Source organism: Streptococcus sp. GMD1S (assembly GCF_000296875.1).
Taxonomy (GTDB): domain Bacteria; phylum Bacillota; class Bacilli; order Lactobacillales; family Streptococcaceae; genus Streptococcus.
In genome coordinates this window covers 40,035-53,746 of sequence record NZ_AJQY01000007.1, presented here as the reverse complement: position 1 = coordinate 53,746, position 13,712 = coordinate 40,035, and the positions used below count along the sequence as shown (strand labels likewise).

13 protein-coding genes and 1 pseudogene are annotated in these 13,712 nt (G+C 42.4%); 9 read left to right on the top strand and 5 right to left on the bottom strand.

Translation table 11 applies throughout. The annotated features are described in order from the left end of the window. A pseudogene (locus GMD1S_RS12220) lies at window positions 1-615 on the top strand (ATPase); the annotation flags it as partial. Between the two features lie 59 nt (window positions 616-674). Here the strand turns inward: GMD1S_RS12220 and GMD1S_RS02150 are convergent. The 4 genes from GMD1S_RS02150 to GMD1S_RS02135 all read right to left on the bottom strand — a co-directional run bounded on the left by GMD1S_RS02150 (window position 675) and on the right by GMD1S_RS02135 (window position 4,574). Continuing rightward, the gene (locus GMD1S_RS02150) at window positions 675-1,586 is read right to left on the bottom strand and encodes a PTS system mannose/fructose/sorbose family transporter subunit IID (protein ID WP_000818322.1); all 912 of its coding nucleotides are present in this window, start codon (window positions 1,584-1,586) and stop codon (window positions 675-677) included. Window positions 1,587-1,600: 14 nt separating this feature from the next. Beyond that, window positions 1,601-2,413 (bottom strand): PTS mannose/fructose/sorbose transporter subunit IIC, encoded by an 813-nt coding sequence (locus GMD1S_RS02145; RefSeq protein ID WP_001280317.1) that lies wholly within the window; start codon window positions 2,411-2,413, stop codon window positions 1,601-1,603. 75 nt (window positions 2,414-2,488) lie between these two features. Further along, entirely contained in the window at window positions 2,489-3,478 is a 990-nt protein-coding gene (locus GMD1S_RS02140) for a PTS sugar transporter subunit IIB (RefSeq protein ID WP_000021984.1), read from the bottom strand. 283 nt (window positions 3,479-3,761) lie between these two features. Then, window positions 3,762-4,574 carry a Cof-type HAD-IIB family hydrolase gene (locus tag GMD1S_RS02135; RefSeq protein WP_000162337.1) on the bottom strand — a complete coding sequence of 271 codons (813 nt, stop codon included), beginning with the start codon at window positions 4,572-4,574 and terminating at the stop codon, window positions 3,762-3,764. A gap of 187 nt (window positions 4,575-4,761) precedes the next feature. Here GMD1S_RS02135 and GMD1S_RS02130 point away from each other — a divergent pair, with 187 nt between their 5' ends. The 7 genes from GMD1S_RS02130 to GMD1S_RS02100 all read left to right on the top strand — a co-directional run bounded on the left by GMD1S_RS02130 (window position 4,762) and on the right by GMD1S_RS02100 (window position 12,103). Next, window positions 4,762-6,180 carry an NCS2 family permease gene (locus tag GMD1S_RS02130; RefSeq protein WP_000359241.1) on the top strand — a complete coding sequence of 473 codons (1,419 nt, stop codon included), beginning with the start codon at window positions 4,762-4,764 and terminating at the stop codon, window positions 6,178-6,180. Between the two features lie 53 nt (window positions 6,181-6,233). Continuing rightward, the gene (locus tag GMD1S_RS02125; RefSeq protein ID WP_000653640.1) at window positions 6,234-6,941 is read left to right on the top strand and encodes a CPBP family intramembrane glutamic endopeptidase; all 708 of its coding nucleotides are present in this window, start codon (window positions 6,234-6,236) and stop codon (window positions 6,939-6,941) included. A 102-nt stretch (window positions 6,942-7,043) separates the two neighbouring features. After that, window positions 7,044-7,988 carry a dihydropteroate synthase gene (gene folP / locus GMD1S_RS02120; RefSeq protein ID WP_000491578.1) on the top strand — a complete coding sequence of 315 codons (945 nt, stop codon included), beginning with the start codon at window positions 7,044-7,046 and terminating at the stop codon, window positions 7,986-7,988. A gap of 1 nt (window position 7,989) precedes the next feature. Continuing rightward, window positions 7,990-9,312: a bifunctional folylpolyglutamate synthase/dihydrofolate synthase gene (locus GMD1S_RS02115; protein WP_001002333.1), complete on the top strand. Its 1,323-nt coding sequence runs from the start codon at window positions 7,990-7,992 to the stop codon at window positions 9,310-9,312. Next, window positions 9,293-9,847, top strand: a complete 555-nt coding sequence (gene folE, locus GMD1S_RS02110) for a GTP cyclohydrolase I FolE (protein ID WP_000380930.1) — start codon at window positions 9,293-9,295, stop codon at window positions 9,845-9,847. Before GMD1S_RS02115 ends, folE begins: the two co-directional genes overlap by 20 nt. 158 nt (window positions 9,848-10,005) lie before the next feature. Beyond that, on the top strand, window positions 10,006-10,827 hold the full coding sequence (folK, locus tag GMD1S_RS02105) for a 2-amino-4-hydroxy-6-hydroxymethyldihydropteridine diphosphokinase (RefSeq protein ID WP_000372502.1): 822 nt from the start codon (window positions 10,006-10,008) through the stop codon (window positions 10,825-10,827). After that, window positions 10,820-12,103: a membrane protein gene (locus GMD1S_RS02100; protein WP_001125355.1), complete on the top strand. Its 1,284-nt coding sequence runs from the start codon at window positions 10,820-10,822 to the stop codon at window positions 12,101-12,103. Before folK ends, GMD1S_RS02100 begins: the two co-directional genes overlap by 8 nt. Window positions 12,104-12,153: 50 nt before the next feature. Here the strand turns inward: GMD1S_RS02100 and GMD1S_RS02095 are convergent, their stop codons facing one another. Then, window positions 12,154-12,471, bottom strand: coding sequence for a DUF960 domain-containing protein (locus GMD1S_RS02095; protein ID WP_000886045.1), 318 nt, complete (start codon window positions 12,469-12,471; stop codon window positions 12,154-12,156). A gap of 204 nt (window positions 12,472-12,675) precedes the next feature. Between GMD1S_RS02095 and ccpA the strand changes: the two genes are divergently transcribed. Continuing rightward, window positions 12,676-13,686, top strand: coding sequence for a catabolite control protein A (gene ccpA, locus GMD1S_RS02090; protein ID WP_001090635.1), 1,011 nt, complete (start codon window positions 12,676-12,678; stop codon window positions 13,684-13,686). Window positions 13,687-13,712: the final 26 nt, after the last annotated feature.

The following is a 13,712-nucleotide window of genomic DNA, read 5'->3' as shown; positions in this document are numbered from 1 at the left end:
TCCAATATTGTTTTTCTCACAGATGACTTTGCAGTATTTTATGATATCTTGATGGAAGGACGCCGGGTCATTAACAACATCCAAAAGGTAGCCTCTCTTTTTCTAACAAAGACCTTCTTCTCCATCGTTTTTGCCATTTTGAGTGTGGTATTTGGTTTGGAATTTGCCTTTATCCCCATTCAGTTTACAATCATTTCAGCCATTACGATTGGGATTCCATCCTTCTTCCTGACTTTTGAGTCCAATAAAGAAAAGGTTAGCACTCACTTTATGAGAGATATCCTAACCAACGCGGCGATTGGTGGTGGCGTTCTGGTTGCTAGTGTTCTTTTGACCAATTTCTTTATCACTGTCCCAGGTCAGGTCAAATTTATTTGCTTCCTCCTTGCCCTGATCAATGGTCTGTGTCTAGTTGCCAAGGTCAGCTTGCCTTTTAATCGATACAAGATGCTTTTGCTCACGTTTTTGAGCCTTGCAGCCCTTGTTGGTGTACTTGCCAATACTTTTATCCTACAGGGAGCTTTTGTGCCTTTAGAAGCCAAACAGCTACTCTATGTTGCCATACTAGCAGTGGTGATTGGGTGCTTTCATTATCTTACTAGGAGAAAAAGTTGATACATAAAAAGAATCAGGTTTAATCCTGATTCTTTTTTGTTTATATATTCTCACCGAGATTACATGATACCGAAGAAACGAGCTGCGATACCAACTGCAAAGAGGGCAAGGATGATTGTGATTGGAGATACTTTTTTCTTAAGCAACCACATGCAAAGGAAAGTAAGGAGAAGTCCCATCAATCCTGGAATCAATGAGTCCAACTGACCTTGAAGCGTTTGTGGTTGAACTCTATCTAGGCTCATACCACTAAGCGCTTGACCAAGAATGCCCTTCAACTCAGCTCCTGTAACAGGACCTTCTGGGAAGTTGATGTAGGCACCTTCTGACAATTGTTTGCCTGGAAGGTTGATAGTGAAGTTGATGGATACCCAACGTTGTACAAGAACGGCAAGGATGAACATACCAAGGATAGAAGCACCTTTAGTGATGTCTTTCAAGATACCACCAGACATGTCTTTAGTGATCTCAGATCCAGCTTTGTAACCGAACTCTTGTGTGTACCATAGGAAGGCCATACGGATAGCATTCCATCCGAAGAAGAAGAGAAGTGGACCAACAAGGTTACCAGATGCAGCAAGTGATGCACCAAGAGCTCCAAGGATAGGACGAACTGTAAACCAGAATACTGGGTCACCGATACCAGCAAGAGGTCCCATCATACCGATTTTAACCCCTTGGATAGCCGCGTCGTCGATTTCAACACCGTTAGCGCGCTCTTCTTCAAGTGCAAGAGTAACCCCCATGATTGGAGCAGCGACGTATGGGTGAGTGTTGAAGAATTCAAGGTGGCGCTCAAGAGCAGCCGCTTGGTCTTCTTTTTTAGTGTACAATTTTTTGATAGCTGGGATCAATGAGTAAGCCCAACCCAAGTTTTGCATACGTTCGTAGTTCCAAGAACCTTGAAGGAATTGTGAACGCCACCAAACTTTTTGACGATCTGATTTTGATAATTGAATTTTTTCAGCCATGATTGTTCCCCTTTCTAGTAGTCTTCTAGGATATCACCGATTGGGTCGTTAGAAGTCGCAGCTCCGCCGCCACCGTTTCCACCTTGTTTTGTAAGGTTAAGGTAGATGAAGGCAAGGGCAACACCGATGACACCAAGGGCAATCAAAGTCAATTGAGAGATAGCTGCAAGAGCAAAACCGATAGCGAAGAATGGCCATACTTCACGAGTTGCCATCATGTTGATAACCATAGCGTAACCAACGGCAACGACCATAGCACCACCGACAGCCATACCACCGTTCAACCAGTCTGGCATCAAACCAAGAGCGTCTTGAACAGCAGAAGCTGGGATAGCGATAAGGAAGGCAGCAGGGATTGCAATACGAAGACCTTGAAGAAGAAGTGCAACAAAGTGAGCACGCTCAACAGCTGCAATGTTTCCGTCTTTAGCAGCAGCATCAGCTGAGTGAACTAAGGCAACTGAGATTGTACGAACAATCATTGTCAAGAAAAGTCCAGCTACAGCAAGAGGGATAGCTGTTGCCGTTGCAACGGCGATACCATCAGTAGTAAAGTTACCACCTTTGATCAAGATGATTGCTGCAGCAACAGATGCAAGAGCAGCGTCAGGAGCTACGGCAGCTCCGATGTTTGCCCAACCAAGGGCGATCATTTGAAGAGATCCACCAAGCATAACCCCTGCTTCGAGGTTACCAGTTGCAAGTCCGATAAGGGTACATGCGACGATTGGTTGATGGAATTGGAATTGGTCGAGGATACCTTCAAGACCTGCAAGGAAGGCAACAACTACAACCAAGATAGCAGAAATGATTGAAATATCTGACATGGTTTTATTCCTTTTCTATTTAGTTTTAATAAAGTATTTAATCCTGTTTTCAAAAATGATAGAAACAGATTAACATTATTGAACGTTTGCTTTCTTAATCAAGTCAAACAAATCTTTTTTCGTGTCGTTTGGTACTTTACGTACGTCAAATTCAACACCGAGGTCACGCAATTTTTCAAAGGTTGCAACGTCTTCTTTGTCCATAGACAAAACGTTGTTAATCATTGTTTTACCTGTTGAGTGAGCCATAGAACCAACGTTAAGGGTCTTGATTGGCACGCCACCTTCGATAGCACGAAGTGCATCTTGTGGAGTTTCAAACAAGATAAGGGCATGAGTTTCTCCGAAACGTGGGTCTTTTGCAACGTCGATCAATTTCTGGATTGGGACAACGTTGGCTTTTACTCCATTAGGAGCTGCTTGTTTGATCAATTCTTTACGCAACTCGTCGTTTGCAACGTTGTCTGAAGCAACGATGATACGATCTGCTTTTGAATCTGGAGTCCAAGCAGTGGCAACCTGACCGTGAAGGAGACGAGTGTCTAGACGAGCAAGGTTGATTTTCAGTTTACCGTCACCGATAACTGTTCCTTCTGGAATAGCAGCTTGTGAAACTGGAGCAGCTGCAGCAGTTGCAACTTCCTCAACTGGGTTAAGCTCTTCTGGAAGAGCCTTGATGCCATCTTTGGCTTCTTTAATGATATTCGCAGCGACTTTATCCACACCTGCATTCGCGTCCATAAGGCGCTCTGTGTAGGCTTGGATCAACATCGGCAAGTTCAGTCCTGTGATGATGGCAAACTTACGTTCTGGATTTTCTCCCATTACGCGGCTAGCTTGGTTGAATGGAGATCCACTCCAAAGGTCAGCCAATACTAGAACCTCATCTTCTGCGTCAAATGCAGCCACAGCGTTGTTGAATTTAGCGTAAAGGTCATCTGGACCTTCATTTGGCATAAAGGTTACAACTTGAACCTTTTCTTGTTCACCAAAGATCATAGATCCTGACTGATGAATACCCGCAGCAAATTCGCCGTGGCTCGCAATAATGATTCCGATACTCATTATTGTCATTCCTCCTTATAAAATGTTTGACTGTATGTTTAAGAAAACTTTAAGCCTAACTTTAAGTATAAACCGTTTTCATATAAAAATCAACTACTTTTTCTAAAAAGATGTAAAAGTTTTCATAGAATGACTTTTTAAAAATATTAATATATCAATATTTTTTGAGAGATAAATGAAAATGGTAATAGAAAATTTAATATAAAAATACAGAAAATAAGCCGCTTTAGTGAAAATAAAATGAAAACAAAAAGGAAAGATTGCGACCATGCAATCTTCCCTTTTATAAGAATAAATTTTGTAAAGCGCGGGCAACTCCATCTTCTTCGTTGGTCAGAGGAAGTTGTTCGTCTGCATATGGAAGAAGAGCAGGATTGGCGTTTTTCATAGCATATCCCTTGCCTGCAAATGCCAACATTTCAGTGTCATTATGCTCATCACCAAAGGCGATTAAGTCTTTTTTATCACGATTCATCACATTGAGCAAGTACTCTAGAGCAAAAGCCTTGTTTACACCCTTGGGAGTACACTCGAGGATGTTGAGGGGCCCGCCCCAGGTATTGATAGCTAGTTGGTGCTGATAAAAACGATTCATCTCGTCCGCTAAAGCGTATTTGTCTTCAGCCCTTGTTTGCAAGAGGATGCAGTTGGGATCTTTGGTTACTCGTTCAGGTTTGAATTGATTTTCTGGCCGGAAGTTCTCTACGCCAAATAGTTTAGGATCTGCAATTTCTTCATTCGGTGTCGTGATATAGAATTTTTTTCGATATTCTCCCGCAATAAAATCAGCCTGGATGTCCTCCGTGCGCTTGACCATGTCTAGGAGGTATTTTTTGTCCAAGGTCAGGCACTTTTCATGCTCCCAAGTCTGTCCTGGTAGATGGGTAAGGGAGCCGTTAAAGTTAATCATGGGAGTATGCAATTCTAGCTCACGATAGAAGTCTTTTGCCATACGATACGGACGGCCTGTCGTGATGATGACATGGTGTCCTTTTTCTGAAATTTTTTTGATCGTCTCTTTGGTGAAATCGGAGAGCTTGCTTTCATTATTTAGCAGGGTTCCGTCCAAATCGACTGCGATAATTTTTTTAGTCATATAAACCTTCCTAGTCGTTTCCAGATAAGATGTCTACTATTATATCAAAAAGAAGGAAGAAAAGCAGATAAGAACAAAAACTACAGTTGCTTTGATTTATTAAATAAATCAAACAAACATATTGAAAAGGTGAATGATAAATGATATAATACTAATATTGTTCGTAAAAAACAAAAGGAGATTAAAGATGGACAAACTATTTAAACTAAAAGAGCACGGGACAGATGTCCGTACAGAGGTGCTTGCTGGTTTAACAACATTCTTTGCAATGAGTTATATTCTCTTTGTAAACCCTCAAATGCTTTCCCAAACGGGTATGCCTGTTCAAGGTGTGTTCTTGGCAACGATTATCGGTTCTGTAGTAGGTACTTTGATGATGGCTTTCTATGCTAATTTGCCGTACGCACAAGCACCAGGTATGGGACTAAATGCCTTCTTTACATTTACAGTTGTATTTGGGATGGGCTATACTTGGAAAGAGGCTCTTGGTATGGTCTTCATTTGTGGAATTATTTCACTGATTATTACCTTAACAAATGTTCGTAAAATGATCATCGAATCTATTCCAACAACACTTCGTTCAGCTATTTCGGCTGGTATTGGTGTTTTCCTTGCCTATGTTGGAATTAAGAATGCTGGTCTCTTGAAATTCTCAATCGATCCAGGTACTTATACGGTAGCAGGTGAAGGAGCAGACAAGGCTCAAGCTGCACTTACTGCAAACTCCGCAGCTGTTCCAGGATTGGTAGACTTCAATACTCCAGCCGTATTGGTGGCTCTTGCAGGTTTGGCTATTACCATTTTCTTTGTTGTTAAAGGCATCAAGGGTGGAATCATTCTTTCTATTTTAACAACGACTGTGCTTGCCATTGCTGTTGGTGTTGTCAAATTATCAGGGATTGACTTTGCTAGCAACAATCTTTCAGCAGCGGTTAATGATTTAGGAACTTTGTTTGGTGCTGCTCTTGGTTCAGAAGGTTTAGGATCTTTGATTTCAAACACTTCGCGTTTACCAGAAACCTTGATGGCTATTCTTGCCTTCTCACTAACGGATATTTTTGATACAATCGGTACTCTTATCGGTACTGGTGAAAAAGTTGGTATTGTTGCGACAAGTGGGGAAAACCATGAGTCCGCTAAATTGGACAAGGCTCTATACTCTGACTTGGTGGCAACTTCGGTAGGTGCCATTGCAGGTACTTCAAACGTTACGACCTATGTTGAATCTGCGGCTGGTATCGGTGCTGGTGGACGTACTGGTTTGACAGCCCTAGTGGTTGCGATCTGTTTTGCTCTATCTAGCTTCTTTAGCCCACTTCTAGCGATTGTTCCGACAGCTGCAACAGCACCAATTTTGATCATCGTCGGAATCATGATGCTTTCTAACTTGAAAAATATCCCTTGGGATGATATGGCTGAAGCGGTTCCTGCCTTCTTCACATCTATCTTTATGGGATTCAGCTACTCTATCACACAAGGGATTGCTGTTGGTTTCTTGACATATACCTTGACAAAAGTTGTCAAAGGTCAAGCCAAGGATGTGCACGTGATGATTTGGATTTTGGATGCCTTGTTTATCCTTAACTATATCAGTATGGCGCTATAAATGGTATAATAGAAAAAGGGGAGTCTCCCCTTTTTCTTATAAGGAGGTACATCATGAAAGATAAGACGATTTGGCAAGAGGTTTTAAACAGAGGGAAATGGGTGATCATCCTTTTGGTAGCTTTTGTTCTATCTCAATTTCCCATAGGACTTGCTTTGTTTTTAGCAAACAAACAGTTTCCGATTTTACAGTCAGGGCTCTTAGTAGGTGCTCTATCCATAGTCGTTTTGATTGTATTCATTATTGGTGCACGAAAAACACAACTTGCTACTTTTAATCTATCCTTTTTTAAGGCAAAAGACTTGGCTCGCTTGGTACTGAGTTATCTGGTGATTTTTGCGACAAATCTCTTGGGTTCACTACTGCTTCGACTAACAAATGAGGCAACAACCAGTAACCAATCAATACTGAATGGTTTGGTTCAGAATAGTTCCTTGATTTCAACTTTCTTCCTACTAGTCTTGATTGCGCCGATTTGTGAAGAAATTTTGTGTCGTGGGATTATTCCAAAAAAGATCTTCCGCGGAAAAGAAAAACTAGGTTTTATTGTTGGTGCAATCGTCTTTGCCTTGCTTCATATGCCAACCAATCTACCTTCTGTGATTATTTATGGAGGAATGTCAACGGTTTTGACTTGGACAGCCTATAAGACTGAGCGTTTGGAGATGTCCATTTTGCTTCATATGATTCTCAATGGTATTGCATTTTGTTTGTTGGCCTTATTGGTATTGATTAGTAGAAATCTAGGTCTATCATTCTAAACCATTAGCCGCTTGGAAAAGATGAATACTAGCGTATCCATCTTTTTCTTTTTATGGTAAAATAGAGAAATAATGTGGTGAAAAACCTTGAGGAGTGACCTTATGTTCAGTAAAGCTAGTCAGGCAAAAACAGCTATTTGTGGAATTATCAATGTAACACCAGATTCCTTTTCGGATGGTGGTCAGTTTTTTGCTGTTGACCAGGCGCTTCAGCAAGCCCGTAAATTGATAGCTGAAGGAGCTAGCATGCTTGATATCGGTGGAGAATCGACTCGGCCGGGCAGTAGCTATGTTGAGATAGAAGAGGAAATCCAGCGTGTTGTTCCAGTGATTAAAGCTATCTGTGAGGAAAGTGATGTTCTCATTTCCATCGATACTTGGAAAAGTCAGGTGGCAGAGGCTGCTTTGGCTGCTGGTGCCAATCTGGTAAATGACATTACGGGTCTCATGGGAGATGAGAAAATGGCGGATGTGGTTGCTAAGGCTGGTGCGAAAGTAGTCATCATGTTTAATCCAGTCATGGCTCGACCTCAGCACCCTAGTTCGCTCATATTTCCTCATTTTGGTTTTGGGCAAGCTTTTACAGAGGAAGAGTTAGCTGACTTTGAAAAAATGCCAATTGAAGACTTGATGGAGGCTTTCTTTGAACGAGCACTAGCGAGAGCCAATCAAGCTGGGATAGCAAGAGAAAACATTTTGCTGGATCCGGGAATTGGTTTTGGTCTCACCAAGAAGGAAAATCTACTTCTTCTACGGGACCTTGATAAATTGCATCAGCAGGGCTATCCAATCTTTCTTGGTGTTTCGCGCAAGCGGTTTGTTATCAATATCCTTGAGGAGAATGGCTTTGAAGTCAATCCTGAGACGGAAGTCGGTTTCCGAAATCGGGACACCGCTTCGGCTCATGTAACCAGTATCGCTGCGAGACAGGGTGTGGAAGTGGTGCGCGTGCACGATGTTGCCAGTCACAGGATGGCAGTTGAAATTGCGTCAGCCATTCGTTTGGCAGATGATGCAGAAAATCTAGATTTAAAACAATATAAGTAAGATGAACGAAATTGAAAACAATCAGTGGATTGCCCACTACCGGACGGACCAACCACATTTTGGCTTGGAACGCATGGTAGAACTCCTAGCTCTGCGAGGCAATCCCCAGCTCAAACTCAAGGTCATCCATATCGGAGGGACCAACGGCAAGGGGTCTACCATTGCTTTTTTGAAAAAGATGCTGGAAAACCTAGGGCTGAGAGTTGGGGTGTTCAGCTCGCCCTATCTTATTCATTATACGGATCAGATTAGCATTAATGGGGAATCCATCCCAGAAACTAGGCTAGAAGCCCTCATGGCAGACTATCAGTCTTTGCTTGAGGGGGAATCTGCTGATAATTTGCAGGGAACAACCGAGTTTGAGATAATTACAGCTATAGCCTATGATTACTTTGCCTCAGAGCTAGTAGATGTGGCCATCATGGAAGTCGGTATGGGTGGCCTTCTGGATAGTACTAATGTCTGTCAGCCAATTTTAACAGGAATTACGACTATTGGACTGGATCATGTGGCCCTACTTGGTGACACCTTGGAATCCATAGCAGAGCAGAAGGCTGGTATTATCAAACAAGGCATTCCATTAGTGACAGGTCATATTGTTCCTGAAGCCTTGGCTGTGATTGACTCCATTGCAGAAGATAAAAATGCATCGAGACTTGCCTATGGGAAAGATTACCAGGTCAGTCATCAAAAGAGTGTGGTGACGGGTGAAATCTTTGATTATACTAGTTCTGTCAGACAAGGTCGCTTTCAAACAGGCCTGCTAGGCTTGCACCAGATAGAAAATGCAGGGATGGCACTTGCTCTTCTAGACATTTATTGCCAAGAGATTGGGCGAGAATTAGCTAGCAGTGACTTGCTTGCTCAAGCCTTGGAGGAAACCAGATGGCCAGGGCGTTTGGAGGTCGTGTCTAGCGAACCTATGATGATTTTGGATGGGGCCCATAATCCCCATGCTATCAGGGCTTTACTAGCAACCTTGCAAGAACGCTTTGCGGATTATCATAAGGAAATCCTCTTTACCTGTATCAGAACCAAGGCCTTGGAAGATATGTTGGATTTGCTAGAAACGGTGCCAGATAGTCAATTGACTTTAACCCATTTTGACGATAGTCGGGCGACTGATAAAAGCGTGCTGAAAGAGACAGCCAAGTCTAGAAATCTCAATTACCAAAGTTGGCAGGATTTTCTAGAGCAGAAATTGACAGATAAAAATGAAGAGAAACAAACAGTTAGGATTGTCACGGGTTCCTTGTATTTCTTGAGCCAAGTGAGAGCCTATCTGATGGAGAGGAAGAACGAGAATGGATACACAAAAGATTGAAACGGCTGTAAAAATGATTATCGAGGCTGTTGGTGAGGACGCTAACCGCGAGGGCTTGCAGGAAACACCTGCTCGTGTAGCCCGTATGTACCAAGAGATTTTTTCAGGCCTTGGCCAAACTGCTGAGGAACACCTGTCAAAATCCTTTGAGATTATTGATGATAATATGGTAGTGGAAAAGGATATTTTTTTCCACACTATGTGTGAACACCACTTCTTGCCTTTTTATGGGAGAGCGCACATTGCCTATATTCCAGATGGTCGGGTGGCAGGCTTGTCTAAGCTAGCCCGTACGGTTGAAATTTATTCTAAAAAACCACAGATTCAAGAACGGTTAAATATTGAAGTGGCCGATGCCTTGATGGACTATCTGGGGGCTAAAGGAGCCTTTGTTGTCATTGAGGCCGAGCATATGTGTATGAGCATGCGTGGTGTCAGAAAACCAGGTACTGCGACTTTGACGACAGTAGCGCGAGGTGTATTTGAAACAGATAAAGACCTCCGAGACCAGGCTTATCGTTTAATGGGACTATAATACTCTTCGAAAATCAAATTCAAACCACGTCAGCTTCCATCTGCAACCTCAAAACGGTGTTTTGAGCAGCCTGCGGCTAGCTTCCTAGTTTGCACTTTGATTTTCATTGAGTATAAAAAGAATCCGCTTCATGCGGATTTTTCTAGAAAGGACAAGTTATGGATCAACTGCAGATTAAAGATTTGGAAATTTTTGCCTATCATGGTCTTTTCCCTAGTGAGAAGGAATTGGGGCAGAAGTTTGTTATTTCCGCAAGCTTATCCTATGATATGACCAAGGCGGCTACAGAATTGGATTTAACAGCATCTGTCCATTACGGAGAACTGTGTCAGCAGTGGAAGACTTGGTTTCAGGAAAGCACTGAGGATTTGATTGAAACGGTAGCCTACAAACTAGTTGAACGTACCTTTGAGACCTATCCTCTTGTCCAAGAGATTGAGTTGGAACTAAAAAAACCTTGGGCTCCAGTGCATTTACCGTTGGATACCTGCTCGGTGACCATTCACCGTCGTAAGCAACGGGCCTTTATCGCCCTAGGAAGTAATATGGGAGATAAGCAAGCAAACTTGGGAAAAGCCATTGACAACCTGCGAGCTCGTGGCATCCATATTCTCAAAGAGTCCAGTGTTTTGACGACGGAACCTTGGGGTGGTGTGGAACAGGATAGCTTTGCCAATCAGGTGATTGAAGTAGAAACCTGGCTACCGGCTCCAGTCTTGTTAGAAACATTATTAGCCATTGAGTCAGAAATGGGACGGGTTCGAGAGGTGCATTGGGGGCCTCGTTTGATTGATTTGGACTTGCTCTTTGTGGAGGACCAGATCGTTTATACAGACAACCTCATCTTGCCTCATCCTTATATAGCAGAACGCCTCTTTGTTCTTGAGCCGTTAGTGGAAATAGCTCCCCATTTTATCCATCCGATCCTAAAGCAACCAATTCGTTATTTGGTTGACCAGTTGGAGCAAGGAAATGCCTAAGCTTTCCGAGACCTATAGCAAGTGGAAGAGTATCGGGGAGGGACTACTTGCTATTGTTTTAGGGCTCCTCTTGATTCGTTTTGGACAAGTTATTCCACGAATGGGGTACCAGTTGTTGATGGCCTACTTTTCCTTGTCAGCAGTTTGGCACTTGTTGACTCGCTGGTTTCAAGATAAAAAACGTCGGGAAAATATCTTTGTAACCTTGGGCAAGCTGGTGGTAGCGGCTCTCGTGTTTGACTCTATCATTTTGCAAGATCTTGCCCTCTATCTCTTGGTCTTTATCATTGCGAGCTACCAGCTGTTTACAGGCATCATTAGTCTTGTGACCTGGTCTCTCTATCGAAAAAATGCCATTCATCCTCGGATCCATCATCTCTTTGATGCTGTATGGATGATAGGATTCGGGCTTTATAGCATCTCTCCTTTTCACGATGCAGCGAATTTTGAATTGCTCTTGCTTGGATTTTACTTGCTCATGCTAGGAGCCAGTAGCCTCCGGGACGGATTCTTTTTTGAAAGGATAGAAAACAATCCCAAGCTGAAACGACGTATGCGAATGACTCTGCCGATCTTTGTGACGGCTCTGATTCCTATCAGCACCTTGCGAAAACTAAATGAGTGGCTGGCAAATCATGAAAGTCAAGAAGGGGAAGTTCATTCAGAAAGAAAAAACGACCAGACGGTTGACCTGGAAATTTTTATCCATACCTCAGAAACCTCCTTCTTCCTCGCCATGGGACATGTGGATATTTGTTATCAAGGGAAGGTTATTTCCTATGGTTCCTATGATCCCCACTCGGAGCGTTTATTTGGTATGGTTGGAGACGGTGTTTTGTTTAAGGCCAATCGGGAAAAATACATCGAGCTCTGTAAGAGGGAAAGTCAGAAGACCTTGTTTGCTTATGGTCTGAGTTTGACGGACCAACAGAAAACAGCTATCCAAGCTCGTTTATCGGAGATAGAAGACCTGTTAATTCCTTGGGAACCAAGCTCGCAGTTGATGAAAAGAAGAGAGGGAGAGGTAAAGCACACCTACTCTTACCAACTGAAAGAGGAAGCAGATGCGACCCTCTATAAATTCAGCTCATCCGAGTTTAAGACCTACTTTGTTCTCAGTACCAATTGTGTTCTGCTAGCAGACTCTATCGTGGGAAAAGCTGGGACTGATATACTGAGTCCCCAAGGTTTCATTGTGCCAGGGACTTATCAGGATTACCTTGATTTAGAGTATACAAAACCAAACGGTCTAGTTGTCAGTCGCTCCATTTATTAGAAAAAGAAAACTCTAGTTTCTCAGTGGTTTACGCCAAGAAGCTAGAGTTTTTAAAATAGGTCATTTTCTTCAGGAAGGAGGATGGTTTCTCTGCCGTCTAGGTCTAAAACAAGGACCCTAGGCGGGTAAAGCGGATCGAAAGGATGATTGAAATCAAAATCGATGCTAGTCGGAAGGTGCTGACTAGAAAAATGGAAGGTGATGGTCCCCTTATTGTTGAGCAGTTGAAACTCAAGTTCTTCTTCTAGTTCAAAGACATTTTTCAGGAAATGATCGATAATATACCATAAAGAGTCAATGACATCATCAGGCAAGCTGGTCACGACACCAAAACTAGCGGAACGTCTCTGTGTATTTGTAAAAGCCATGTTTTCCTCCCCCTTTTATTTTCCTTATCATACAGCAAAATGTCTTAAAAATCAAGAAATCGTAATTGCTTTTTCAAAATGGGAATAAACTGTGAAATTTTTTCAAAGTTTCTCTAAAAAATACTTGAAAGTGTTTACAATAAGTGATAGAATGGAGTAAGTAGATGCGTGAAAGCGAAATTTTCATTATAGAAAGGAAACGGAATGAACACAGATGATACAGTAACGATTTATGACGTCGCCCGTGAAGCAGGAGTTTCAATGGCAACAGTTAGCCGTGTCGTTAATGGCAACAAGAATGTTAAAGAGAACACTCGAAAAAAAGTCCTAGAAGTGATTGATCGCTTGGACTATCGTCCAAATGCGGTAGCACGTGGTTTGGCTAGCAAGAAAACAACGACAGTCGGAGTTGTGATTCCTAACATTACCAATGGTTATTTCTCAACACTTGCTAAAGGGATTGACGACATTGCTGAAATGTACAAGTATAACATTGTCCTTGCAAATAGTGATGAGGATGATGAAAAGGAAGTTTCAGTGGTTAACACTCTCTTTTCAAAACAAGTCGATGGGATTATCTTTATGGGCTATCACTTGACTGAAAAGATTCGTTCAGAGTTTTCTCGTTCACGGACACCGGTTGTTCTTGCTGGTACTGTGGATGTAGAACACCAACTTCCAAGTGTAAATATCGACTACAAACAAGCAACGATTGATGCCGTGAGCTATCTTCTCAAAGAAAACGAAAAGATTGCTTTTGTGAGTGGACCACTCGTCGATGATATCAATGGCAAGGTTCGTTTGATTGGTTACAAGGAAGCCTTGAAAAAAGCTGGACATTCTTATAGTGAGGGATTGGTCTTTGAATCAAAATACAGCTATGACGATGGTTATGCCTTGGCAGAACGCTTGATTTCATCACAAGCTACAGCCGCAGTTGTAACAGGTGATGAATTGGCGGCAGGTGTGTTGAATGGTTTGGCTGACCATGGCGTATCTGTGCCAGAAGAGTTTGAAATCATCACGACAGATGACTCTCAGATTGCACGATTCACTCGTCCAAACTTGACTACTATTGCCCAACCTCTTTATGACTTAGGTGCTATCAGCATGCGTATGTTGACTAAGATTATGCATAAGGAAGAGTTGGAAGAACGTGAAGTTCTCTTGCCTCATGGTTTGACAGAGCGCCGCTCTACACGAAAACGTAAATAGTAAAAATAGGAAATCGTGAAGATTTC